The following is a 25,629-nucleotide window of genomic DNA, read 5'->3' as shown; positions in this document are numbered from 1 at the left end:
CGGCGACAAGAAAAGACTCTACACACCAGCAAACACCAACACCAACTCGAAACCACGTGAAACACACCACACACCCCCACAACCCCGCGATGAAGGGGAGTAAGCCCCAGTGAACCCCTATAGGCACGATGAACCACATGTGTACGGCATCAATAATCACCATGGGCTCCGGGCGCCGCATTGGTTTCTTTCTCTGATCCGGCCTCGCGGAATTCCATAGCGTTCCGCAGCGTTAGGGAAAGTAGACCAACTACTTCGAAAGGCAAAACCGTGCTCCCTCTGTCCCTCATCGATTTCGCAACCGTCTACGACGGCGAGACACCCCATGACAGCTTCAAGCGCTCCGTGGAAATGGCACGCAAGGCCGAAGGCTTGGGCTTCTCCCGTATTTGGTACGCGGAGCACCACAACATGCCGCACATTTCCTCGGCCGCACCGGCAGTGCTGATCTCCCACATCGCGTCACAGACGGACAGCATCCGCCTAGGCTCGGGAGGAGTAATGCTTCCCAACCACTCTCCGCTGGTCATCGCCGAACAATTCGGGACCCTCGCAGAGTTATACCCGGACCGCATCGACCTGGGCCTGGGCCGCGCCCCGGGCACGGACATGAAGACGATTCAGGCGCTCCGGAGGGACCCGCAAGATGCGGAACGCTTCCCCAGCGACGTCGTCGAACTGCAGGGGTACCTCGAAGGCAAGTCCCGCATTGAAGGAGTCCAGGCCATCCCGGGACGAAATACCAACGTCCCGCTCTACATTCTCGGCTCCTCGCTCTTCGGGGCGCAGCTGGCCGCACAACTCGGACTTCCCTACTCCTTCGCCTCGCACTTCGCCCCTGCGGCCCTCGAACAAGCCACGACGACGTACCGACAGAATTTCCAACCCTCCGAGCACCTCTCCGAGCCGTACGTCATCGCCGCGGTCAACGTGACCGCCGCCGACACGAGCGAGCAGGCGGCCGAGCAAACCCGGAAGGTCCAGAGGAAGCGTGTGGAATCCATGGTCGGTCGCGGACGGCAGCTCACGGAGTCGGAACTCGACATGCTCGTTCACTCTCCTGCGGGCCAGCAGATCATCGAGATGCTTCGATTCACCGCACAAGGTACGGGCGATGAGGTCAAGGACTACCTCGACCGCTTCGCCAACCTGGCTCAGGCGGACGAACTCATGATTTCCCTGCAGTCTCCGTCCACCGAGGAATCGTCGCGATCCATGGAGATCCTCGCCGACGCATGGGGATTGGCCGACGCACGATAATGGTTCGGCCGCGGCCCGCATCTTCGCCGGTCGCGGCCGAACCCGACGCCTTTACTCGCCGGCGCGATTCTCGACCTTCTGAATCGCCGCAGTGTTCGGCGGCAGATCGTTGAACTCGGAAGCATCCTTGTTCCGGACGAGCACCCTGGTGAGGATCGCGATCACGCAGATGAGGGCCGTGGTTGCAATCAATTGGATCCGAACCTCTTGATCGGTCAGCCCGAGCACCACGATTGCGGCCACGAGAACCAGGGCGAGATACGAAGCCCAGGGAAATGCCCACATCTTCAAAGGCAGTTTGCGACCCTCTCGATCCGCACGCTTGCGCAGTATGATCTGCGAAATCAGCGCAAAGGTCCACACCGCCAAGATCGTGGAGCCGATGATATTGAGCATGACGTTCAGGATGACTTCGGGCCACAGGTAATTCAAGACGACCGCGACGAACCCGCCGATCACTGACAGGATCACGGCCGGATAGGGGACGCCCTTGTCCGTGATGGCCGCGAACCGGCGAGGAGCCGAACCACGCCTGGCCAACGAATAGAGCATTCGTGATCCGCCGTAGATATTCGCGTTGAGTGCCGACAACAACGCCAGCACAATGATGACTGTCATGATGTTTTCGGCTCCCGGCAAGCCCGCAACCTTGAGAACCGCGACGAAGGGACTGGCCGACAGGCTGTCATCGTCCCAGGGCATCACCAGAACCATCACGGCGACGGCTCCAACGTAGAAAACCAATACGCGAACCAGGATGGTCCGAATCGCGCGAGTGACATTCTTAGCGGGTTCGCTCGTCTCCGCGGCCGCAATGGTCGCCAGCTCCGTGCCGCCGAAGGCAAAGATCACGACGAGCAGGGCCGCGGCAACTCCGGAGATTCCATGCGGCATGAAGCCGCCGTGGTCGGTCAGGTTGCTTGTTCCGGGGGAAGGCGCCGGAAGAATGTTGATGAGCATCAGCACCCCCACCACCAAAAAGGCCACCACGGCAAGGACCTTCAGTAGCGCAAACCAGAATTCCGTTTCACCCAGGGTTTCTACGTGCAGCAAGTTCACGACCGTGAAGACGCACATGAAGACCAAAGCGAGCACCCACTGTGGAAGTACAGGCCAGGCTTCGTTGACGATCTGGGCGGCAGCCGTGGACTCTGCGGCCACGACGATGACCATTTGAAACCACCACAACCATCCGAGCGCCCGTCCGGCGGTAGGGCCCAAGGCTTTGCCTGCATAGGTTGAGAAGGAACCGGAAGCAGGATCCGCCGCGGCCATCTCCCCCAATGCCCTCATCACCAGGACCAGGAGCAGACAGCCCACGAGGTAGGAAATAATAACGGCCGGGCCTGCGGCTTTGATAGCGGAGCCGGTGCCGACGAATAAACCGGTGCCGATTGCCGACCCCAAAGCCATCATCACGAGGTGACGCGATTTGAGGCTATTGTTCGGCTGATCGACCATCTGACTGGAGCTTGTGACCCCTTCGGGCGGGTGTGATCTATGACTCATGAAGCTCGACAATACCGGATCGTATCTGATTTAAGCGACCGATCGGTCGGTATTTTCCGAACGTCTTTTCCTCGGCTCGGCGACCCGCCCGAATATCATGTGATGGCCCGGCCTTCTCTGTGTTGCTTCCTAGCTACACGTCCTAGACTCGAAAACATGACGGATACCAGCAACGGAACTGCTCTCCCCCTCACACGGTCGACCGAACAACCATTGGCCCAAACCAGCGAAAACCACCCCGGACCGTGGGATTCAGTGAGTTCACCGGCAGGAACGTTCCTCACCACCCGCGTGGGTGGCGTCGTGAAAGCATGGGGCATTCGATACGCCCGAGCCGAACGCTTCGGAGCGCCGATCCCCTACGTCTACAACGAGCCCTTTACCGCAGACACACCGTCCCCGGCGTGCCCCCAGAGATGTGAAGAAACCGATGTGGAAACGCAGAGGCTCGGTTTTGACGAGCACTGCCAACGGCTGAGCATCACCAGGCCGGAAAATCGCCGCTCAGGGTTGCCCGTCATGATCTGGATCCATGGCGGCTCGTACATCGGCGGCGCGGGGGATTTACCCCACTACGACCCCACGATCATGGTCCGAGAACAGGATCTTGTGGTCGTGAACGTGACCTACCGTTTGGGCCTCTTCGGATACCTCGGCGACGGTCGGACGCGTGAAGCCAACCCCGGCCTGTTGGACCAGGTCGAGGCCGTTAAATGGGTGCACAGGAACATCGAAGCATTCGGCGGGGACCCGGAGCGCATCACGATCGCGGGGCAGTCCGCCGGTGGCCACGCATGCTGGGACCTGTTGATGGTTCCCGAGATCCAGGGCATGATCAAACGCGCAATCCCACAGAGCGCGCCCCTCGGAATTGTGCACGGACGACGGCGCGCATGGAACGCCATCACCCCCGGGCCGGAGAAAACCGGGCGCATGCGGCAGGCCACGACCACGGAATTGGCCGAGGCCGAATTGGTCATCAATCGCAAAGCCGCATTCCACGGCCGTGCGTCCCTCATGCCGTTTTCGTCTCGGTACGGGCAACGCCCGCTGCCGCAAGAGCAGGATCTCAAAGACCGATGGAAACAACTTGCGGGCAAGGTCGACGTCCTCATGGGCACGACGGCTCGCGAATCCGCCCTCTTCACGGGCAGGGTGCCACCCCTGAAATTCCTGATGGGGCTTCGCTGGGCCAGGAAAGGCCTCGTCGAGCCCGTGGTCCGTGCGACCACCCAGCTGATTTACGCCGCTGACAACGCGATTTGGGCTCAACGCCTGGCCAACGCCGGGGGCCAGGCCGGACTCTACCGGTTCGTCTTCGGAAAGCCGGACGAGGCCCTCTCCTGTTGTCATGTCTCCGAGTTGCCGCTGCTGTTCCCCGGCCCGGCCTGGACGGAGAGCGGGGAGAACGCTGGCGCCGGAGTCACCGGCCCGACCATGATGGCAACCTACGATCCGGGAAGTTTCGACGAAGCCGGTCGCGCACTTCGCGCGGTCTGGGCCGGATTCGTGCGAGACGGTTTCGCATCGCAGGATGTTCACGAGATCCCCGGGGTCCTGCAGCTGATGCCACCTCACAAGCCACGCAAGAATCAGCAAAGGAGCTAATCATGCCCAAGACCAATCAGAATGGACAACCGATCCGGAGCGAACTTCCGGACACCATCAAGAAGTCGGGTCAAAAAGCGCAGGATACGTTCGCCGAGACTTACGATTCGGCGATGGACCAATACGGCGATGCCCGGCGCGCCGCCCAAACCGCCTATGCGCAGCTCAAGCACACGCACGAGAAGGTCGGCGACAAGTGGCAGGAGAAGAAGCAGTACGGCGACTCCGACGAGCGCGCGGAGTCCTCGCGCCGTGGCAAGGGTGAAACGGCTGGGGGCGTGGACGCCAACGCCTCCAAGGAGCACCTGTACAACAAGGCTCAGGAACTCGGCATCGAGGGTCGTTCCGAGATGAGCAAAGACGAACTCGTCAAAGCACTCGAGAAGGAGAGCCGGCACAGAACTTCGGGTTCCTCGCAGTAGAGGGCTCAGGCGGCGGCGCACCAGGATAGGGCCGTTCGAGGACCCACGGCCCCGGTAGCGGCCGAACACGCAGAAAACGGGGCCGACCTCAGCGAGATCGGCCCCGTTTTCCGAGTGTTCTTCTCAGCGCGCCGGCTCAGACAAAAGATTCACGAACCATCAGTGAGCCCCTTCTTTATCGGCTCGAGGATCATCCACGATGTCGATCGGCATGGTTGAGAGGTCGTACTTGTCGTTCTCTTCAATGTTCTCGATGACCTCGGACACCTCGTGCTCTTCCTCAACCGCCGGCATGGATCCGTGCAGGTTGTGTCCCGAGGTTTCCTTCATGAAGTAAACGCCGATGGCGCCCACGATGCAGGCGAACATGATGTAGTACGCGCCCATGAGATCGGAGTTGAAGATGTTCTGCAACGCGGTGATCACGAAGCCCGTGGTACCGCCGAAGATGGCGACCGCAAGGTTGAACATGATGCCCATCGCGGTGTAGCGAACCTTGGTGGGGAACAGCGACGGCAGCGCCGATGCCTGAATCGAGACCTGGAACATCATAATGATGCCCATGATCAAAAGACCGAGGAACGTGGACCAAGTGTGGCCCATGGTCATCAACGCGAAGGCCGGAATCGACCCGATCACGCCGATCACGCAGCCGGTCAACATGACAGGACGACGGCCCACACGGTCCGAGATGGCCCCGAACAGCGGCAGGCTGACCGAAACGATAATCAGGACCGGCACCAGCAGGGCATTGCCGTGCAGGGTGTCGTATCCCAAGACGTCGGAGAGGTACTCGGGCATGTACGTGGTCACGGCATAGCCGACGACCTGGGCGCACATGACCATTGCCGAACCGATCAGCAGGTGCGGCCAATGTCCGCGGACGACCTCGAGGAGTTCGTCCTTGATGGATTTCTCCTCCTGCTTGGCCTCTTTGTCCTGGGCGTCCATCTGCGCCTCGAAGGCGTGGGACTCCTGGATATGGCTACGCATGTACAGGCCCACAATGCCCAAGGGAAGCGCTACCCAGAAACAGATGCGCCAACCCCATTCCGTCATGAACTGTTCGCCGCCCACGACCTCGATGACGGTCGCGAGCGTGGCGGCCGCGGCGAAACCGAGGTAGGAACCGAAGTCCAGGAAGGAGCCCCAGAATCCACGACGCCGGTCGGAGGCGTACTCGGCGATGAAAGTTGCGGCACCGGCATACTCGCCGCCGGTGGAAAAGCCCTGCACGAATTTGAGCAGGACCAGAAGAATGGGCGCGAAGACGCCAATGGTTGAGTAGCCCGGGAGGCAACCGATCAAGAAGGTGCCCAGGGACATCATGAGGATCGTGAAGGCCAGGACCTTGCGTCGACCGACCTTGTCACCGATCGGACCGAGAATCAGGCCACCCAGCGGGCGAACCAGGAAGGTCACCGCGAGTGTTGCGAAAGTGGCCAAACTGTCCCACGGAGCGGGCAACGGGAAAAACACCAACGCGATGTAGGTCATCACGTAGGCGAACACGCCAATGTCGAACCACTCCATGAAGTTCCCCAGGAGGGTCGCTCGGAGCGCCTTTTTCATCTCGGCCTGGTCGACTACGTGGACATCGTCAGCGGTTAGTGAAGGTGATTTAGCTGATTGAGAATCACTCATAAGTACGCTTTCTTTTCGACAAACGGGTGCCACTGTACTCTCTTGGCTCAGGTGCGCAACCGGGCAGCAAGCCTGCAACATGCCTCCGCGAAGGCTCCGGCGGTCCTTCCCTATGCCTGGGGAGGGCCGGACGTACTCACCGTTTCCCCTTATCAGAAGGATGTTGAGGGGGCATTGCACGCTGCCTGCGGCAGACGGTGAGTGAACTTATCAGCAGGTCCGAAGATTTTTGGGATTGACGTGCTCAATGTGTTGCACACCATGCGCGGGCGTTGGTGTCGCCGCCGGTGCTGCTCCCGGATAAGCTGATCACGTCCCTGTTGCGTGCCAGGCCGAGCGACCATTAACAACAGACCCAAGGAGCTACCGTGCCCGTACCGAGCCACCCGGAAAAAGTCCTCGTGCTGACCACCGGCGGAACGATCGACAAGTTCTATTCCGTTGCGGGAGAGCTCGAGATCGACAAGCCCACGATCGGGGGCATCCTGGATCAAGCGGCCACCAATGTGGAGACCGAAATTCGCCCGGTGGTCGCGATCGACAGCTTGGACATGACCGACGAGCACCGGGATCGACTCGTCGAAGCATTGAAGGACGCCCAAGAGCGCAGGATAGTGATCACCCACGGAACCGACACGATGCCCGAAACCGCTGACTATCTCCGGCGGTGCCCGGCGGCTGTCGAAGGCAAGACGATCGTCCTGACCGGGGCCATGCAACCGTCCTGCATGCGACTGACCGACGCTCCTTTCAACGTGGGCGCCGCCGTCGCCAGCGCGCAGCTCTTGGAGCCCGGCGTCTACATTTCGATGAGCGGCCGCATCTTCGAGGCCGGGGCCGTCTCCAAGGACCGCTCTCGCGGAGTCTTCGTCGACAAGTAATGCCCTGGGCGCGACTCAGGGGTTATCCCGGGATGTCGCGAGGTCACAAGACGGCGGATGCGGCCGCTCTCCCGGCGACCCTCCCCGAGAACAGACACCCGCCCAAAAACGTTCCTTCCAGCGCGTTGTACCCCATCATGCCGCCGCCCCCGAATCCGTTGACCTCGCCAGCGGCATACAGCCCGGGCATCGGGGAGCCGTCACCGCGCAGACACCGCCCCTGCAAGTCAGTTTCGAGACCACCCAGCGTCTTGCGGGTCAGGATATTGAGGCGAACAGCGATCAGCGGGCCGTTCTTGGTGTCCAAGAGCCGGTGGGGAGCCGCGGTCCGGAGAATTCTGTCTCCGCGGTGCTTGCGATGGGAACGCATCATCGTCAACTGGGCGTCCTTGCCGTAAGGGTTCACCAGCTCCCGGTCTCGGTCCTCCATCAGCATGCGTAGGTGATCGACGTCGACCCGCTTCCCGGGGTCTCCCACTCTGTTCATTCCGTTCACGAGTTCGTCGAGTGAATCTGCAACGACGAAGTCCTTGCCATACCGTTTGAAATCCTCAACCGGCCCAGGCGCCGTTTTGGCTCCGATGCGCGACAAAAGAAGCTTGAAGTCCTTGTCGGTCAGATCCGGGTTCTGCTCCGATCCCGAGAGAGCGAACTCTTTCTGGATAATCTTCTGCGTCAGCACGAACCAGCTGTACTCATGCCCGTTGCGGCGAAGGTGCCCGAGCGTTCCCAGGGTGTCGCACCCGGGATAATAAGGGCCGGGCAAGCGCTTGCCCTCGGAATCGAGCCAGAGGCTCGACGGCCCGGGAAGAATACGGATTCCGTGGTTTTCCCAGATGGGACTCCAGTTGCGAATGCCCTCCACGTAATGCCACATACGGTCGGGGTTGATGACATTGGCTCCCGCAGCCTGTGCGATGCGGAGCATCCGGCCGTCTACATGGGCAGGAACCCCGGACACCATGTGCTTCGGCGGCGTTCCGAGCCGCGCGGGCCAATTCTTGCGCACCAGATCATGGTTGGCTCCGATGCCCCCGGACGTCACGATGACCGCTTGGGCCGTGAGCTCGAAGTCGGCAACGACGTCGCGATTGCTCGGCGCGCCTCGACGCATGAGGTCGGGGGCGAGTTCGGCTCCTCGGACACCGGCAACCTCCCCATGAGTCACCACGAGTTCGTCGACCCGGTGCCTGAAAGCATAGCGAAGCTTTCCCGACCGGACATGCTCGCGACAACGGCGTTCGAAAAGATCGACGAGGCCGGGGCCTGTCCCCCAGGTGATGTGGAAACGGGGTACGGAATTTCCGTGGCCTTCGGCCCGTCCATCACCCCGTTCCGCCCAGCCGACAACTGGGATGACACGGTGACCCATCTGCCGCAACCATGCTCTTTTCTCCCCCGCGGCGAAATCGAGATAGGACTCGGCCCACTGCTTGGGCCAATAGTCGCTGTCGCGGTCGAATTGCGCCGACCCCATCCAATCCTGACGGGCCAGCTCCAGAGAGTCCTTGATCCCCATTCGTCGTTGTTCGGGTGAATCGACGAAGAACAGACCGCCCAATGACCAGTATGCCTGACCTCCTAGGGATTGCTCGGGTTCCTGATCCAGCACAATGACGTCGTGCCCGGAATCAGCAATTTCCGCGGCGGCGACCATGCCCGCCAACCCCGCCCCGACTACGATGACGTCTGCGTCCATATCCCCTGCCTATGACGTAAGTTACTCTTTTCGGCAATGCTACTCATGGGAAGAAGCACGAGACGCGCGCTCATCACGGGTGGAGCGTCTCAGCACCATTCCGAGGAGTTGGGATCGGCGTCGTTGGCGTGGGCACTCGGTCGAATCGTCGGGTCCAACCATGCGGGACGGCCGGGTGCCGGATCATCGACGACGCCGGAAACGACGCCTCTTCTTTTCCCGATGAGCCCGGACCTGCTCCTCCGTGATGGCCTCGAGGTTCTCCGTCAGAGGTTGACCGGGCGCCCAGCCTTCCAGCCGTTGCGAGCGGGGGCGGGAGGCAAACGAGAATTTGAGGCGCGGGCGAGGCACCTTGAGCTCAATGGGCTCCGGAAGGCGCCAGTTGCGCCATCGGGCCAGGACTCCCACCGTGCCGCACGTCAGAATGGACACCAGCATCCCCAAGTTGGGACGGTGCAGGACTTCCGAGAAAAACGCCATCTCTAGGCCGCCGAAGAGTGCAATCGTCGCGTAAAGGGAGCTGCCGCCGAATATGGAAGGGATGCGATTGACCATGACGTCGCGAATCACTCCTCCACCCACTGCTGTAGTGACCCCGAGCATCACGGAGGGAATCCAATGCAGACCGAGCATGAGGGATTTGGATGTTCCCGTGGCGGCCCAGCAACCCATGCCAATGAAGTCGACAACGATCAGGGCACGGTCTGCCCACCTGGCGCCGAGATCAATCGTGTACGCAAGGATCGAGGCCACTATTGCCGCAATCCAGTATCCGCTGTCCGTCAACGCTATCGGGAATCCGGTGTTCAGGAGGACATCGCGGATCAAGCCGCCACCCATGCCCGTGACGATGGCGAGCATCGCGAACCCGACGACGTCGAACCTGAACGCTCGCGCGAGCGCTCCACCCAGGAGGCCATTTGCCAGGACAGCCGAAACGTCGACGGCCCGGAACCAGATACTCGGATCCCAATCGGTCACCCTGGGTCACCTGCTTCCCGACACGGTGTGTCTGAGCCGGCCTCAGGCACACCTTGATCTTAGTGAGCGCGGACCTTCAGGTGAACGGGTTGACGAATATTGCGGCGATCCTTGATCACGACAGGATCCCGATGGCACGTCCAGTCCTGCGGCACCATCGGGATGTGTGGATCAAGTAGTCTCAGTCTTCTTTGTCGAGGTGGGTCACGGTCGCGCCTTCTGCAGCACGCTGCACGGCTGCAACCCCCTTCTTGACCGAGGCGAGGGACCCGTATCCTTGGCCTGAAGCGACGACTTCACCGTTGCCTGCCTTCAGACGAAAGCGGAATTTGCCTGCTTTGCCCTCGTAGATCTCGAATTTCCCTGCCATGGTGAGCTCCTTGTGAGGGCTGCGTCGGTTATAGGTCCGAGACTAGACCCAGATCACATCGCATGGGAATATATTTTGGGTGAATTCCTGGCGCCCTTGCATCTCAGGGTGGCCCAAGAGGAAAATTTTGATGAGTTTGCACACAGATAACAAGCACGCTGATCAGTGGCTGGCGCCACATGCGTGGCCTCTCATCTGCTGTTGCGTCACCAGATAAGAAGGGGAGACAAAGGACCTCCGGGCCTCGGATTGACGACGCGCACCTGGTACATAGCGTTCCAATGAGTTGTAGTGTCGGCTATCAGCATTCAATTTGAGCCCGGCTACGCACCTTGAGCCAGGGCAATTGCCCTTTATGGAAGGTTGTAAGACATGTTTGGACCCGAGAACGTTCGTCGGCGCTGGAGCGTCGACGAAGTCACGGTCACCAAGCCGAATATCATCAAGCGCGCTATCGGAGCGGCCGCCATCGGCAACATCACCGAGTGGTACGACTTCGGTGTCTACGCGTACCTCCAGGTCACTATCGAGAAGGTCTTCCTTCCCGATCTTGACGGCGCGATCGGCAAGGTCATCACCGCGGCACTGTTCGCCGTGGCCTTCTTGGTCCGCCCGATCGGAGGGATGGTTTTCGGTCCGCTGTCGGACAAAATCGGCCGCAACAAGGTTTTGGCCATGACCATGATTATGATGGCCCTGGGAACCTTCGCCATCGGCGTCTTGCCGGGATACGCGACCGTGGGCCTGTGGGCCCCGTTCTTGCTCCTCGCGTGCCGCCTTTTGCAGGGCTTCTCCACGGGTGGTGAGTACGGAAACGCGATGACGTTCATCGCCGAGTACGCTCCCGACCGGCGTCGTGGATTCTTCGGCTCTCTCCTCGAGGTCGGCACTTTTGCCGGCTACCTCCTCGGCGCCACCATCGCGACTGTCATGACTGGCGTGCTGACCGACGACCAGATGCTCAGTTGGGGCTGGCGCCTGCCGTTCTTCGTCGCGCTTCCGCTCGGCTTCATCGGCGTTTACCTTCGTTCCAAGCTCGCGGACACTCCCGCCTATCTTCAGCTCGAAAAGGAAGCGGAGAAGACGGAAAAGTCCAGCAAGCAAGAGGGTCAGAAGGGCCATGAGTTCAAGAACATTTTCAAGTTGTGGCCGTCGATGCTCCTCTGCGTCGGTCTGGTTCTCGCCTGGAACATCACCAACTACATGCTGACCTCGTACATTCCCACGTACTTCGATTCCGTCAAGGAGATCCAGGGCAGCGGTGGTGTTTCCGAGCTCACCTCGCAGATCCTTCAGATCATCGTCATGGCGATCCTGCTGGTCACCATTCCGATGCTGGGCAAACTCTCGGACCGGGTGGGCCGCAAGGCGGTCATCGTAGCCGGTTCTCTCGCACTGATCTTGCTCTCGATCCCGTCAGTCCTTCTGATCCGGGGTCACAGCGACCTTACGGTTCTGATCGGCCTGATTATCATGGGGCTCAGCCTCATTTGCTTCAGTGCCACGATGCCCTCGACACTGCCGTCGCTGTTCCCGACCCTCGTGCGTGCAGGCGCCTTGTCGATTGCATTCAACATTTCGATCTCCCTGTTCGGCGGAACGACCTCGACCGTCATGAACTGGCTGGTCGGCAGTTCTGGAAACCTGATGTGGCCCGCCTACTACCTCATGGGAGCCGGTGTGATCGGATTGGTCGCGGTCTACTTCACTCCGGAGAGCAACGGCCGCCCGCTGTGGGGCTCGACGCCCTCGGCGGAGTCCAAGCCCGAGGCTCGCGAGCACGTCGCCGACCTCAACCACGAATACGACCTGGAGAAAGCCCGGAGCTAAAGCTTCCGGACGTTCCACCAGGGCCAGGACCTTGTGAGGATCCTACGGTGCCGACGCGGCGTTTGAGCCCTCGCCACCGTAGGATCTCTCCGAGGCCCTGGCCCTTGTTCGTGGCTTAACCTTCGAGACGTTCCAGCATTTCGGGGGAAAGGGCGAGGGCCCCGGCGGCGAGATTTTCCTCGAGATGTTCGACGGAACTGGTTCCAGAAATGACCATGGTGTTGGAAGAGCGGGCCAGGAGCCATGCGAGACCCACTTGCTGAGGTGTCGCCCCCAACTCGCGTGCCACGTCGACGACCCCCTCGTCTTCCGTCACGCGAGGCAACCCGAAGAATTCGCCGCCTCCACCGAGGGGGAAATAGGGAATCCAAGCCGCACCGTGGGCACGGGTCAGCTGCAAGAGCGGTTCGTCGTGTCGGTCAAGCAAGTTGTAGATGTTCTGCACCGCGAGGATTCCGGCGGGCAACGCCGACTCCACTTGCTCCGGTCTCACGTGACTCAGGCCGATGCCGCGGATCTTGCCTTCCTCGCGCAACGAGATGAGTTCGGCCAGTTGGTCTTCCAGAGGAACTAACTGATCCTCCCCCACGACCAGGCCCGGTTTGAAATCCATGCGGCGCATGTACACGAGGTCCAGGTAGTCCGTCCTCAGAGACTCGAGATTCGCCTCCACCGACTCCCTCAATTCTCTGGGCTTTTGTGCCGCGGCCATGGGAACCTTCCCACCCGTCACCACACGCGCCCCAACTTTGGTAGCGAGGAACACGTCATCGCGCCGATCGGCGAACGCTTCCGCCAGCAAGGCGTTGGAATGGCCCGCGCCATAGAAATGAGCCGTATCGAACATCTGAACACCGAGTTCCAAGGCTCGATGCAAGAGACCCACGGATTCCTGCCGTTCGTCCGACGAATCGCTGGCGCGCCCCAAGCTGCCCATTCCGTAGCCCATGCGGGATAACCTCCGACCGTTCAGGTCGATTGTTCCTCCGGGATTATTCTCTGGCGCTCTCATGTTGTCTCCTCGGGTAGCTCTGACCAAGTTGATCGTTTCAGATGACGAGCGAAAAGTTGAAGCGAATTCAGTATTCCCTGAGGGCCAAGGCCACGTCGGCCACGGTCGGCAAAACCTGCGGCCGGTGACCTTCAGGGGCGGCATCCCTGGGTAGATCCGATTCGATACCGATGTAGTCGAGGCCGGCCGCGAGGGCCGCCGTCCGGTCGGCCAGTGAATCGCCCACGTACACGGTTTCCGAGGCGCCAATGCCTTTCCCCGAGAGCAAGGACAACAGGTCGCTGAAGACGCGCCCGTCGGGTTTGTGGAAGCTAGAACGATCCGCCCCTTGGATCCCGAGGAGACGGTGCGTGGGGAATCCTAGGCGCTCGAGGTCAGCCACCGCGAACTCGGTGTTCGTGGAAGTCACTACGCCGACCTGAAGGCCGCGGTCCAGCAGAGCCGTGACCGTGCGTACGGCGCCGTCAACCTCGGTTTTGAGATAGTCCGCGGCAATGGACTGATTATCCGCGCGCATCTGGTCGACGGGGGCGGAATCTTGGTACAACCGGGCAATCATGGCGTCGAAGGGCATGCCCCAGGCTTCGGAAAGCGCATCTTCGGTCAGGTCGATTCCGTAAAAACGTCTGGCTACCTCCTGATGGTGCTTCCACTTGACCGCCCTGGTCTGCACCAGAGTGTCATCCAGGTCGAACAGAATCGCTCGTGGCTCCGGGCTTTCCCGCCGCACCAGGCCCTGAGCGGCCAGGCCCTCGACGACGCCGCGCGCCCCCTCCGAGAGCAGACCACCGTCGACCGCAGTGACCCAGGTGATCTCCTCGATCTCGGACGAGGGGATGATATTCCCTTCGTGTTCCGCGCCGTAGCACGTCAGCCGAACCGTGGTTCCGGGCTTTCCGTGGGCCTCGGCCTCGTGGGTGGCCACACGGCGAATCCCATTCTTGACGATCCGGACGGCCAATTCCTCCTCGATCTCGCGCGCGAGGGCGTCGGCGTCGTCTTCCCCTTGTTCCCGCTTGCCACCGGGTAAGTAAAAGGCCTTCTGCCCGTGAGAACGAGCGACGAGGAGTCGTCCGTCGACGATGTTGATCCACGCGAGCTTGTCAATGAGTTTCACGGACGCGATCCTTTCGGTGGGGTCCTGCCCAGGCTATATCGGATGCACCGATGCGGGCCCCGATGACGTGCGGCTCCGCCTGCCCCGCCCTCGATCAGGGCTCCCGGGAGCCGCCCGACTTCACGGCGTCCTCCGTGCGCCGCGAGGGAGCCGCGTAGGCGCTGCCCTCGGGGTTCTCGAGGGTCGAATGCTTACGGTTGTCGTGCATCGCAATCACTGCGATCAAACCGAGCACGGCCATGACGACCACGTACCAAGGGAAGACCCCGGCGAACCCGTGGTCTTTCATGAACAGGGCGACGTACTCGGCCGAACCGCCGAACAACGAGTTGGCGATCGCGTAAGTGAATCCGACGCCGAGCCCACGGATATGTGCCGGGAACATCTCCGCTTTCACGACGCCCGAGATCGAGGTGTACAGGCTGACGAAGATCATGGCGATCACGATGAATACGCCGGACATGAAGATGGAGCTTTGAGAGCCGATCAGGGTCAGCAGCGGGACCGGCAGAACGACCATGGCGATCCCGAAGATCAGCATGGAATTCTTGCGCCCGATCTTGTCCGAGAGCGCGCCCGCAAGAGGCTGCATGATGATAAAGAGCAAGAGGCAGATCGTCATCGTGTCGGCGGCCTGCCCCTTTTCGAAGCCGTTGGTGTTAATCAGGTATTTCTGCATGTACGTCGTGAATACATAGAAGACCAGCGAGCCGATGCTCGTGATACCGAAAACCACCCAGAAGGCTCGCGGGTGGCGGAATACCTCGAGCAGGCTTCCGGACCCCGCGGCATTGCGGTCGGAAGACGACGTCGTCTCGGTCAGACCCGACCGAAGCCAAAGCGAGACGATCGCGGCCGCTGCACCGATCACGAAGGGCAGTCGCCACCAGCCCGCACTGATCTTGTCATCGCCCATGGTGTGGGTCATGATCACCGCGAGCAGACTTGCCAGCAGCTGCCCGCCCACAAGGGTCACGTACTGGAAGGACGAGAAGAAACCACGTTTGCCGGAGGTCGCGACCTCGGACATGAAAGTCGCCGTCGAACCGTACTCACCGCCGACTGAGATCCCTTGGACACAACGGACGACCGTCAGCAGAACGGGCGCCAGTGCTCCCACGGTTTCGGCGGTCGGAAGAACTGCCATACCCAATGAGCCGGCGCACATGAGGAGGATCGACGACAGCATGGATGCCTTGCGCCCATATCGGTCGGAGACCCGACCGAAAATGTAACCGCCGAGAGGGCGCATCAGGAATCCGACAAAGAATACGCCGGCCGTGCTCATGAATGCCCCGGTTTCACCGGCATTCGCGAAGAACTGTTGGGCGAAGTAGACGCTGAAGAAGGAGTAGACGTAGAAGTCGAACCATTCCACGAGGTTTCCGCTGGATGCGGCGAGAATCGACTTGACGGTATGCCACGTCGAGGCAGGTCGATCCTCCTGAACTTCTTCTGGTCGGTACGACGCCATTCTGCATTCCCCTTCTCCGGTGCGCGGTGAGATTGCCCCATGCAATTGATCGCCTCAGAATACATTCGCTGAGAGGTGGATCATAGTCGGCTACCGGATATTTCCCGCTTCCGGAAACCTGAACGCCCGTGGGAACACGGCGTCGGGATTCATCGTCCATTCACGCAATCGTCACCGCCTTCAGGGGTGTTGTGAACCCCCTGCGCGCTTGCCGGACCCTAGGTTGAGAGTAGTCGGCACGCGCCGGCTCGGGGTTTCGGCCTCGACAAAGAAAGTGAGAGGCCGATCGCCGCAGGCACCCCGTTGACGACGTCGAAGGGGAACTCACCGTGAGCTCGTCCATCACCACTTATGTTCTTGATACCTCGGTCCTTCTCTCTGATTCGAGAGCAATGTTGCGGTTTGACGAGCACGAGGTCGTGATTCCGCTCGTGGTTGTCTCGGAGCTCGAGGGGAAACGGCACCACCCGGAGCTGGGCTATACGGCACGCAAAGCCCTCAGGATTCTGGACGATCTCCGCGATGAATACGGACGATTGGACCGTGACATCCCGGTCGGGGATGCCGGTGGGACCCTGCGCATTGAACTCAATCACGTGGCCACGTGCCAGTTGCCCGTGGCTTTCGATCGATCCGAGAACGACACACGGGTCATCGCGGTCGCCCGCAACCTGCAGGCGGAAGGAGCGGACGTCGTCGTGGTGACCAAGGATGTTCCGATGCGAGTGAAAGCCGCCGCGATCGGGCTGGCGGCGGAACAGTATTTGGCAGAGCAGGCTATGGACTCGGGTTTCACGGGTCTGTCCGAGATCTACCTCGATGATGAAGAGATCGACCAACTGTACGAATCCGGATCGCTCCAGAGCGACAGAGTTGCCGCGGAAGTGATGAACACGGGGCTGATCCTCGCCTCCCCCAAGGGGTCGGCGCTGGGTCGTGTCGTGGGCCCGGAAACCATCGCCTTGATCCATGGTGACCAGCAGGCTTTCGGCGTCGGTGGGCGTTCGGCGGAGCAACGCATCGCGATCGACATGCTGCTCGACGAATCGGTGGGCATTGTGAGCCTGGGCGGGCGCGCCGGCACGGGAAAATCGGCGCTGGCTCTCATGGCCGGGCTCGAGGCTGTCCTGGAGAAGGGCACCCACCAGAAAATCACGGTGTTCCGTCCGTTGTATGCCGTCGGCGGGCAGAATCTCGGATACTTACCGGGCTCGGAAGGAGACAAAATGAATCCCTGGGCCGAGGCCGTATTCGATACTCTGGGCGCTCTGGTCAGCAAGAACGTTGTGGACGAGGTCGTGGAACGGGACATGCTGGAAGTCCTGCCCCTGACCCACATCCGGGGTCGTTCACTTCATGACACGTTTGTGATCGTCGACGAGGCACAGTCCTTGGAACGAACGGTTCTGCTCACCGTACTTTCTCGGCTTGGGGAGAATTCCCGGGTGGTACTGACCCACGACGTCGCCCAGAGCGACAACCTGCGCGTCGGCCGTCACGACGGCATCACCGCCGTGATCGACCGGCTCAAGGGGCATCGCCTATTCGGCCACATCACCCTGAACAGATCCGAGCGCTCCGAGATAGCGGATTTGGTGACGGACGTACTGGAGGAAAGCGAGCTGGTGTAGACGGCTCCGGCCCGGGCCGTGGACGTCCCCCACCCGAAATTCCACGTCGGGATGAGCCGAGAAAGCCTCACGTACCCTATTGGGGCCGCATCGGCCGTTGGTGACCTCAGCACGGTTGGCCACAGTCCCGCAGGGGATCAGTACCCGAGCGGAACCTGCTGCTTCGAGGCAGAACCCACGGGAGTGTATCCGGGGTTGGTTGCGAGGTCCTCAAGTTTGGCCTTCGATCCATTGAACCGACTGCGATCGGCCACGCTGCCCGCACTGCTCTCGGTGTGCTGCCAGAAGTCGTAGTCTGACCAAGCGGCCGGGACTTCGCCCGATGTCTTGCTTCCCCACTTGGCAATCATGAGCGGACTGTCGGTGAAGGCCGTCGTATCGCCGACGCACTGATTCCACCATGCATTCGTTGTATAGATGATGGGGGCGCGGCCGGTCTCGGATTTGTACTCACTCGTGAAGTCTTGAATCCACGACGTCATTTCGGAAGTCGAGAGGTGGTAGCACTGTTCTTCGGCTGTTTTGGCGCTCGGCGTGGATTCCACGTCGAGCATTCCCGGCAAGGTCGTACCGTCATTTGTCCACTTGCCTCCGTGCTCGATGAAGAAGCTGGCCTGGGTCGCCCCACTACTGTCGCCGGGGCGAGCGAAATGATAGGCACCTTTATAAAGACCAGCATTTTCGATGTCCTTGTATTGCTGATCGAATGCCGGGGACACCCAGTCCCCGTCGGTTGCCTGTGCTTGACCATACTGAACACCCGCAGAAGCAACCTCGCCCCAGGGATAGTCAGTTCCTTGATTGACGGAAATATCCCGACCCTGAATACCAGTAGTGGGGCCGGCCGTCGATGCTGCCTCGGCGGCCGGGGCCGCGAGGGTCGTCAAGCCAAGCAAGACCGCGGTCGTCGCGATGACGCCGGTTGCTTCCTTGTGCTTAAAACGTCTTAAAACGCCCTGCGTCATCCTTCTCGTGCCCAATTCGAACATTCTGTACCTCAATATGCGGTGTCGAGTGCGTCCATGGCCGCCAGAGGAGCTGTGTGCTCCTCCCAACGAATGCCTTGAGCGGCCATCCAGTAACGGACAAGTCGAACAAGGTGCCGGGCACGACCGTATGGTAATTCGGCCTGATATGTCCATAGACACACCGAAAGATTTACTTTTGAAATGACTATCCGGCATCAAACGGGTCGTCGGAATCCAGGGACGGAAGTAGAATTTGCAAGATATGCACGACGAGTTCCATTCGATTCGATATCGTTTTCTCACGAATATTGGTCGACGAACAAGGGGTTTCGGGATCCGGGCGGAGCACTAGACTGCACTCATGACATATGAACTCTCCGACTCGATCCATATCGACAAGTCACCTGCCGAAATCTACGACCTCGTCTCGGACGTAACCCGGACCGGCGAATGGAGCCAACAGTGCTACCGGTGCGACTGGGACGGTCCTGGCGGACACGACGTCGGTGCAACCTTTACAGGGCACAACCGCACCCCGGAACGAGAATGGACAACCACATCCGAAGTCGTCATCGCCGAACCGGGACAACACTTCGCGTGGGAGGTCATTCCATCCCACGCCCGCTGGGGATACACCATTTCACCAGAAGGCGAAGGGAGTGTTCTCACCGAATATACAGTTTTCTCCGAAGTAACAGAGGCAAACTTTCTCCATCGCTTCGGTGAGGACGCCGAACGTCAGATCAAGATACGCCAAGAGGCGGCAGCGGCCGGAATACCTGAGACCCTGAAAACGATCAAGAAAATCGCAGAGCAAAGCAAATAGCACCCCGCGAGCGCTACCTTTTGTGAAAAATTCCACTTGTGGTTGCGTCACACGCAACGGGCGTTTTGAATTAGTGAACCCGAAAACGTACCTTGCCGATATGGAATTATCGAGACGTAATGTGCTCGCGCTGACCGCCGCTGCAACTGCGGCAACCGGAGCAGCACTCATCACCGCACCCGCAGCCCAGGCCGCACCGACACCCGCCAACAAAACAATGCAATCCAAGCGGCCACTCAGCTGCCCTATGGGGAAAGGGAAATAATCCATGGCAGCCATTCAGGTCAGCTCGCCGAATTTCACCGAAGGCCGCGAAGGCACATCGGTGGATCGCATCGTCATTCACTACATTGTGGGGACCCTCGCAGCAGCGGACACAACATTCGCCGACCCCAACTCGGGCGTCAGCGCCCACTATGGCATCGGCGAAGGCGAGATCCATCAATTCGTCAACGAAGCGGACACCGCCTGGCACGCCGGGGACTGGAATTTCAACCTTCGCAGCATTGGTATCGAGCACTCGGCCGACCCCAACCGCGCGCCCACGCAAGATACCTACAACCAGTCGATCAATCTCTGCGCAACCATCTGCCGCACCTACGGACTCGATCCCCAGTCGCAGATCGTTCCCCATAGCTTCGTCGTCTCCACCGATTGCCCCGGCACCGTGGACATCCAGGCGATTCGCGACGGCGTTTCGGCCATCTTGTAAGCAACCGGGCCTCTCGCCCGCCCTCGAATCACGGGTTCACAAATTTGGTGAGCCCGCACGCGAGGACGCGCGGAAGCGAACCTTTGGTGCCGACTCGCAGGAGGGTGGGGTCCTCAGCCCCAAGCGATGACCAACTGTGCGGCCTGCTCCGGAATTCCGGGGTCTATTCCGGTCAGTTCACGAAACCGGTTGAGATGATTCTGAACCGTATTGCGATGGCACGGAATCGCTTCGGCCGCCTCCGCGACTGAGCCCGATGAAAGGTATTGGCGCACAGTCACCGCAATGCGTGCCGCCTCACCCCGTCGGGCTCGACGCAGCCCTGCCTCGATCTGCTCGGCCAGATCGAGGCCTATACTCTCGAGGCCGCGCCGGGCAACGCGAGGCCACGCACGCTCAGGCGTCACGGCGCCGGAGTCCTCCTCCGCCACAACTTCCGCGATGCGCTGGGCGAGACGAAGTTTGAAGCGGACTCCTTCCAGCCCCATCAGATTCTCCAGCACGGCACAAGGCACTCGTGACACCCGGTCACGGACGTCGTCCAGGCGGGCAGGGAAAATCAGCACTGCATAACCCTCGAAATTCACCAGGTGGACCGGCAGAGCCGACCGAAGCGCGGTGGACAGGACTCCACGGAGTTCGCGGCCGACGTCACCGACCGCAACGCACAGGACCAAAGGCTCCCCGACGTCGAACCCGACCATGCGCGAGGCCTGCCGCATGGCTTCGGCCCCAACATCCCGACTGAGTGCCTGCGTCAGATATTCCTGACGCAAAACCGATTCCTCCCTGACCTCCCGTTCGCTCTGCTCAAGATAGGCGCGGTAGACACCGTTGGCGTAATCTTCGACGGCTCGCCACAAGGGCTCGGCCAGATCCACCAGAGCTGCAGTGTCGTGCGGCTGGCAAAGCCTCTTGAGAAGTTCCCACAGCACCGTGAAGTCCAGGCGTACGGCCGTCAGAAGTGGATCCAGATGCACGCCCTGGGCACGACGACGCATCACGAGGTCGCGTGCCGTATCCACAAGCAGCCCGGCGCTCTCGGGGGCGTCCGTAAAGACCTGATCAATCAGAGCCGCAAAGCTTTCCCGCGCCGTAGCCCGTATGTCCTCGACGTGAACCAAACCATCCCGATAATCCTGTAATTCCAGGACACGATCGACATACGTCTCGACGCTGCCCTCCACATGGAGTTCCAGTTCGGCCAAGATCCTCTCGTTTTTGGTCATATGCACATCATAGAGCTCAAAAGGTGAGGCATTTTGTTCTTCAATTGGGCTTTTCCACCTGTAATACTGGTCACTATTATCCGCACCCAACCGAGGACACACCATGAGCACCCCTCAGAACGTAGAGAGTCTTCCTCTGAAGGACGAAGGGGAATTCTCGACCACGCTCTCCGAGAAGGAGGCACGAAAGGTCACCTTCGGTGCCCTGATCGGCACAGCCCTCGAATGGTACGACTTCTTTCTGTTCAATACGGCAGCCGCCCTGGTCTTCAACGTGCAGTTCTTCACCAACGATGACCCGGTGGCCGCGACCCTGAGTTCTTTCGCCACCTTGGCCGTCGGGTTCCTGGCCCGCCCGTTAGGCGGCATGATCTTCGGTTCCCTCGGGGACAAGGTCGGACGCCGGACCGTCATGCTGATCACCGTGACGGGAATCGGGATCGCAACGGCGATCATCGGCCTCCTGCCCACGTACATGACCATCGGCGTTTTCGCTCCGGTACTCCTGGTCGTCCTGAGGTTTCTCCAGGGAATCTTCGTCGGCGGCGAGTGGTCCGGAGCCATGACCATCGCGATCGAAAATGCCCCTCCGGAGAGCAAGGCCAAACTCTCCGCGATCCCGCAGATCGGTTCGCCCATCGGGACCATCCTGGCCTCGGGCGGATTCTTCCTCGTCTCGACGTTCCTGAGTCAGGACAACTTCGATTCTTTCGGATGGCGCATCCCCTTCCTCGTGGCCATTCCTTTGCTTCTTCTCGCGGTCGTGATGCGACGGCGACTGGACGAATCCCCCGCGTTCCGCGAGATCAAGGATTCCGGAAGGGCCGAAAACGCCCCGTTGAGAACCGTCTGGAAGAACTCCTGGCTTCAGATCTTCGTCGGCGCAGGTGCGGCCTTCCTCGGTGTGGGCGGCTTCTACCTGATCACGACCTTCGTGGTCTCCTACGGTAAGCAACAGCTTGGTCTCTCACCCAGCTTGCTGCTCTTCGGCTCAATTTTCGCAGCGGCCGTGGAAATCGTCGTCCTGATCACCGGCGGCAGCTTAGGCTCCCGGTTCGGCGCGAGCAAGGTGATCATTTGGGGCGGGGTCGCCTCGATCCTTCTCGCATTCCCGACCTTCCTGCTGGTGCAAACCCGGCAACCCATCCTTGTGGTTCTCGGCATGACGTTGGGAGTGGCCGCATTGTCCTACCCGTACGCAACGTCGGGAGCAGTTCTCAGCGCATTGTTCCCGCTGACCACCCGATTGTCGGGCATGGCAATGGCACAGAATCTCTCCGGAGTCGCTTCCGGCTTCGTGCCCCTGATCGCTACAGCGGTGGTCGCCATGGCCGGTAACGCCTGGTGGCCCGCGGCAGTGTTGCTCATTGTCATTTCCGCCATTTCGGCACTGTGCGGTGCTTGGGCTCCTCGGTTGAGCCAGAAAATCACCGGCTACCTCCACTAAGAAGACCCACACGAAAGGACAGCATGTCACCGCAACCTTCCCTCACCGCTCACGACCTGACCGACGACCGTTTTCTGGCGGACTTCCGCTCCATGAGCGCGCACGGGGCCACACCCGCCGGTGGTGTGCATCGTGAAGCCGGGACGCCGGCCGACACCGCAAATCGCCATTGGTTCCACGGCTTGCTGGAGGGGTATGGAGCAACCGTCGTGTACGACGAAATCGGTAATCAATTCGGCTTGTGGGAGCTCAATCCCGACCAGCCTTACGTGCTCGTAGGATCCCACCTTGATTCCCAGCCCTTCGGCGGGCGATTCGACGGTGCGTACGGGGTACTCTGCGGAGCCCATGCATGCGCCAGGCTTTCTCTGCAGGTGCTTGCAGGCGACGTCGCCCCACCACGTCACAATGTAGCCGTGGTCAACTGGTTCAATGAAGAAGGCAGCCGATTCAAACCATCCATGATGGGCAGTTCCGTATTCACCGGAAAGAGCTCTGCGGAAGAGATGCTCGCGGTCGAAGACGGACAGGCAGTCACAGTCCGCGAGGCCCTTGAGGCGATGGAATTGCCGAATCGCGGGAAACTCCCCTTGTCACAGTTTCGGAGCTATGCCGAGATCCACATCGAGCAAGGCAAGGACATGGACGAGCAGGGTTACACGATCGGCGTGGTCGAGAAGACGTGGGGTGCCCGCAAGTACGTATTGAAGGTACATGGATTCCAGTCCCACACCGGATCCACACTATTGGAAGACCGGCAGGATGCTCTCTACGGTGCGGCACTGATCATTACCCGCATCCGTCAGATAGGGGAGAAATACACGAGCCCCGAGAGCCCCCTCGTGACGTCGTGCGGCCAGTTGAACGTCATTCCCAACTCCCCGGTCGTCGTCGCTCAGGGAGCCGAACTTCTGGTGGACCTGAGGTGCGGACTGGAATCGACCCTTCAGGAAGCCGACCAAGAATTCCGAGAAGCCCTTCGCGAGATCGAAGATCTTGCCCACGTCAAGATCGAATTGCAGGGTTCGCATGCATGGCAGGAACAGGCGTACACGCCCGAAGGAGTAGCTCTTGCCGAGTCCATCGCCCGTCAGCTCGACCTTCCCGTAGTCCGTACTCAAACCAGGGCCGGCCACGATTCGACGAACATCAAGGACGTTCTTCCGACCGTCATGCTTTTTGTCCCTTCGTACCAGGGCATTTCCCACAATGAACTCGAATTCACGGAGGACAAGGACATGGTTGCGGGTCTGCGAATGTTTACCGAAACCCTCAGGGCCATGGCGTCCTCCGCGCTCGAAAGCGGTGTCGAGAAGAGTGATTCAGCCGCATGAAACTCGATCTCCTCGTGACCAACGCCCGAATCATCACGATGGACCCGGCCCGCCCCACCGCCCAATCGATGGGCGTGTGGCAAGGGAAGATCGTCGGCTTCGATGGTGACCTCCGCTACGAGGCCCATTTTCGGGAACTCGACCTCGGCGGAGCGACCGTGGTCCCCGGATTCATCGACGCCCACTGCCACACGGCGTGGTTCGGGCAGACACTCTTGGGACTCGACTGCTCGCGGGCGACGTCCTGGCCGGAGGTCTACCATCAAATCCACGAGCGGGCTCATCAGCTCAAACCCAACGAATGGGTTCTGGGGGCCGGGCTGACACCTTCGAATCTGTCCGGAAGCCGCGACCTCGGGGAGCTCGACCGCGCCACCGGCAGCCACCCCCTTTATCTTCGCCACACCTCCGGACACGCGTTGACTACCAACAGTGAAGGTCTCCGACGCGCTGGATTCTTCGACGGAGGTTTCCTCGCTCCGGGCGGTGGAGGCATACCCACCGATGAGGTCGGCAACCCGACGGGTTTGGTGGAGGAGAACGCTCAAGAATGTATCCAGGACCTTCTCAAGCCGTACCCGGAAGAGATGATCGTAGAAAGCCTTGATCTCGCTACTCAGCGCTATGCGAGCGAAGGCATCACCAGCTTCACCGACGCCGGCATCGGTCTGGGGTGGATCGGGCATTCTCCCCTCGAGTTCGCCGCGTACCAGACCGCCGTGGATACCGGACGGCTTCACGCGAGGGCACAAGTCATGCCGGTCATGGACACTTTGCGCGAGCTTCCGGCCGCGGGTGAACTCGGACCACCCGAATCGCGTCCCGGTCGAGGGCTGGACTTGGGAATTCGAACTGGGGCCGGGAGCGACCGGCTGAGCCTCGGCCCGGTCAAGATCTTCTCCGACGGCTCGCTCCTGGGCGAAACATCTGCCATGCACGAAGCATTGTGCGGGGGACGTCATTCTCGAGGTGAGTTCCTCATCCCACCGGAGCGTCTCCAGGAAGTGGCCGAAGAGGCTTATACAGCGGGGTGGTCGCTGGCGATTCACGCCATCGGTGACAGGGCGGTGGATGTGGCCATGGACGTCATCGATCACTGCCAGACGGAGTACGGTTCGCGGAGCGTGCGGAACCGAATCGAGCACGTGGGGCTGACGAGTCCCGATCAGGTCCGGCGTCTGGCCCGGTTGGGTATTGCCGTGACGCCCCAAGCCGCCTTCATCGGGGCTTTGGGAGATCACATGAGCACCCTCGTAGGACCCAACAAATCCGGTTGGTTGTACCGCGGGAAATCGCTCACGAACGCGGGCGTGTGCGTCGCGGGCAGCTCGGACCGTCCCGTGGCGGACGGACGCCCCCTCCTCGGTATACAACGCGCCGTGGACAGGACAACCGACAGCGGCGTCGTCGTCGGTCCGGAGGAACGTTTGAATCCGTACCAGGCGCTGAAGACCTATACGGTCAACGCGGCGGAGGCCACGGGATTCGGGGAATCCCGCGGTCGGCTGGCACCTGGATTCGACGCCGACTTCGCGGTTCTCAGCGAGAGCCCTCTGGATGCGGAATCCATCGTGGATATCGGTGTGCTAGCCACGTATGTGGGTGGCGAAGCGACCTATTCGACGCCGTAAGCGGCATCGACCCTTTTTGAACGACTATCCGCCCACGGGTGACG

At 60.7% G+C, this 25,629-nt stretch carries 21 protein-coding genes; 11 read left to right on the top strand and 10 right to left on the bottom strand.

The features are described 5' to 3' along the window. The first annotated feature begins 270 nt into the window (after positions 1–270). Positions 271–1,260 (top strand): LLM class flavin-dependent oxidoreductase, encoded by a 990-nt coding sequence (locus tag EWV35_RS12945; RefSeq protein ID WP_129662431.1) that lies wholly within the window; start codon positions 271–273, stop codon positions 1,258–1,260. 51 nt (positions 1,261–1,311) lie between these two features. Here the strand turns inward: EWV35_RS12945 and EWV35_RS12940 are convergent, their stop codons facing one another. Further along, a complete protein-coding gene (locus EWV35_RS12940) occupies positions 1,312–2,769 on the bottom strand; it encodes an amino acid permease (protein WP_129662430.1) in 1,458 nt (485 codons plus the stop codon). A gap of 156 nt (positions 2,770–2,925) precedes the next feature. Here EWV35_RS12940 and EWV35_RS12935 point away from each other — a divergent pair, with 156 nt between their 5' ends. After that, on the top strand, positions 2,926–4,377 hold the full coding sequence (locus tag EWV35_RS12935; RefSeq protein ID WP_165168589.1) for a carboxylesterase family protein: 1,452 nt from the start codon (positions 2,926–2,928) through the stop codon (positions 4,375–4,377). A 2-nt stretch (positions 4,378–4,379) separates the two neighbouring features. Then, complete coding sequence (locus tag EWV35_RS12930) at positions 4,380–4,799, top strand: ChaB family protein (RefSeq protein ID WP_129662428.1); 420 nt, start codon at positions 4,380–4,382, stop codon at positions 4,797–4,799. Between the two features lie 159 nt (positions 4,800–4,958). Here the strand turns inward: EWV35_RS12930 and EWV35_RS12925 are convergent, their stop codons facing one another. Beyond that, positions 4,959–6,443, bottom strand: a complete 1,485-nt coding sequence (locus EWV35_RS12925) for an MFS transporter (protein WP_129662427.1) — start codon at positions 6,441–6,443, stop codon at positions 4,959–4,961. 368 nt (positions 6,444–6,811) lie between these two features. Between EWV35_RS12925 and EWV35_RS12920 the strand changes: the two genes are divergently transcribed. Continuing rightward, positions 6,812–7,324 carry an asparaginase domain-containing protein gene (locus EWV35_RS12920; RefSeq protein ID WP_129662426.1) on the top strand — a complete coding sequence of 171 codons (513 nt, stop codon included), beginning with the start codon at positions 6,812–6,814 and terminating at the stop codon, positions 7,322–7,324. A gap of 43 nt (positions 7,325–7,367) precedes the next feature. Here EWV35_RS12920 and EWV35_RS12915 read toward each other — a convergent pair whose 3' ends face one another. The 3 genes from EWV35_RS12915 to EWV35_RS12905 form a co-directional block, all read right to left on the bottom strand. Continuing rightward, positions 7,368–9,023 (bottom strand): FAD-binding dehydrogenase, encoded by a 1,656-nt coding sequence (locus EWV35_RS12915; protein ID WP_129662425.1) that lies wholly within the window; start codon positions 9,021–9,023, stop codon positions 7,368–7,370. A 183-nt stretch (positions 9,024–9,206) separates the two neighbouring features. Continuing rightward, complete coding sequence (locus EWV35_RS12910; protein WP_129662424.1) at positions 9,207–10,004, bottom strand: trimeric intracellular cation channel family protein; 798 nt, start codon at positions 10,002–10,004, stop codon at positions 9,207–9,209. A gap of 181 nt (positions 10,005–10,185) precedes the next feature. Continuing rightward, positions 10,186–10,374: a YegP family protein gene (locus tag EWV35_RS12905; protein WP_129662423.1), complete on the bottom strand. Its 189-nt coding sequence runs from the start codon at positions 10,372–10,374 to the stop codon at positions 10,186–10,188. 372 nt (positions 10,375–10,746) lie between these two features. On the opposite strand from EWV35_RS12905, the gene EWV35_RS12900 reads away from it, so the two are divergent. Next, on the top strand, positions 10,747–12,204 hold the full coding sequence (locus tag EWV35_RS12900) for an MFS transporter (protein WP_129662422.1): 1,458 nt from the start codon (positions 10,747–10,749) through the stop codon (positions 12,202–12,204). A 115-nt stretch (positions 12,205–12,319) separates the two neighbouring features. On the opposite strand, the gene EWV35_RS12895 is transcribed toward EWV35_RS12900, so the two are convergent. The 3 genes from EWV35_RS12895 to EWV35_RS12885 form a co-directional block, all read right to left on the bottom strand. Continuing rightward, positions 12,320–13,216: an aldo/keto reductase gene (locus EWV35_RS12895; protein WP_129662421.1), complete on the bottom strand. Its 897-nt coding sequence runs from the start codon at positions 13,214–13,216 to the stop codon at positions 12,320–12,322. A gap of 67 nt (positions 13,217–13,283) precedes the next feature. After that, positions 13,284–14,333, bottom strand: a complete 1,050-nt coding sequence (locus EWV35_RS13495; RefSeq protein WP_165168587.1) for an HAD hydrolase-like protein — start codon at positions 14,331–14,333, stop codon at positions 13,284–13,286. Between the two features lie 94 nt (positions 14,334–14,427). Continuing rightward, positions 14,428–15,807: an MFS transporter gene (locus EWV35_RS12885; RefSeq protein WP_129662420.1), complete on the bottom strand. Its 1,380-nt coding sequence runs from the start codon at positions 15,805–15,807 to the stop codon at positions 14,428–14,430. A 329-nt stretch (positions 15,808–16,136) separates the two neighbouring features. Here EWV35_RS12885 and EWV35_RS12880 point away from each other — a divergent pair, with 329 nt between their 5' ends. Further along, entirely contained in the window at positions 16,137–17,438 is a 1,302-nt protein-coding gene (locus EWV35_RS12880; protein ID WP_129662419.1) for a PhoH family protein, read from the top strand. Positions 17,439–17,575: 137 nt separating this feature from the next. On the opposite strand, the gene EWV35_RS12875 is transcribed toward EWV35_RS12880, so the two are convergent. Then, positions 17,576–18,427, bottom strand: a complete 852-nt coding sequence (locus EWV35_RS12875) for a GH25 family lysozyme (protein ID WP_165168585.1) — start codon at positions 18,425–18,427, stop codon at positions 17,576–17,578. 340 nt (positions 18,428–18,767) lie between these two features. Here EWV35_RS12875 and EWV35_RS12870 point away from each other — a divergent pair, with 340 nt between their 5' ends. Both EWV35_RS12870 and EWV35_RS12860 read left to right on the top strand, forming a co-directional pair. After that, positions 18,768–19,232: an SRPBCC family protein gene (locus tag EWV35_RS12870; RefSeq protein WP_129662417.1), complete on the top strand. Its 465-nt coding sequence runs from the start codon at positions 18,768–18,770 to the stop codon at positions 19,230–19,232. Between the two features lie 268 nt (positions 19,233–19,500). After that, positions 19,501–19,944 (top strand): N-acetylmuramoyl-L-alanine amidase, encoded by a 444-nt coding sequence (locus tag EWV35_RS12860; RefSeq protein WP_129662415.1) that lies wholly within the window; start codon positions 19,501–19,503, stop codon positions 19,942–19,944. A 113-nt stretch (positions 19,945–20,057) separates the two neighbouring features. On the opposite strand, the gene EWV35_RS12855 is transcribed toward EWV35_RS12860, so the two are convergent. After that, entirely contained in the window at positions 20,058–21,173 is a 1,116-nt protein-coding gene (locus EWV35_RS12855; RefSeq protein ID WP_165168583.1) for a helix-turn-helix domain-containing protein, read from the bottom strand. A 103-nt stretch (positions 21,174–21,276) separates the two neighbouring features. Here EWV35_RS12855 and EWV35_RS12850 point away from each other — a divergent pair, with 103 nt between their 5' ends. The 3 genes from EWV35_RS12850 to EWV35_RS12840 are packed head-to-tail and all read left to right on the top strand — an operon-like array spanning position 21,277 to position 25,585. Continuing rightward, positions 21,277–22,620, top strand: a complete 1,344-nt coding sequence (locus tag EWV35_RS12850; RefSeq protein WP_129662413.1) for an MFS transporter — start codon at positions 21,277–21,279, stop codon at positions 22,618–22,620. 23 nt (positions 22,621–22,643) lie between these two features. Continuing rightward, the gene (locus EWV35_RS12845) at positions 22,644–23,954 is read left to right on the top strand and encodes a M20 family metallo-hydrolase (protein WP_129662412.1); all 1,311 of its coding nucleotides are present in this window, start codon (positions 22,644–22,646) and stop codon (positions 23,952–23,954) included. Next, positions 23,951–25,585, top strand: coding sequence for an amidohydrolase (locus EWV35_RS12840; protein WP_129662411.1), 1,635 nt, complete (start codon positions 23,951–23,953; stop codon positions 25,583–25,585). Before EWV35_RS12845 ends, EWV35_RS12840 begins: the two co-directional genes overlap by 4 nt. Positions 25,586–25,629 lie beyond the last annotated feature (44 nt).

This window comes from Rothia uropygialis (assembly GCF_004137765.1).
GTDB lineage: Bacteria > Actinomycetota > Actinomycetes > Actinomycetales > Micrococcaceae > Rothia.
The sequence above is the reverse complement of the archived record's forward strand: the minus strand, read 5'-3'. Positions and strand labels throughout refer to the sequence as shown.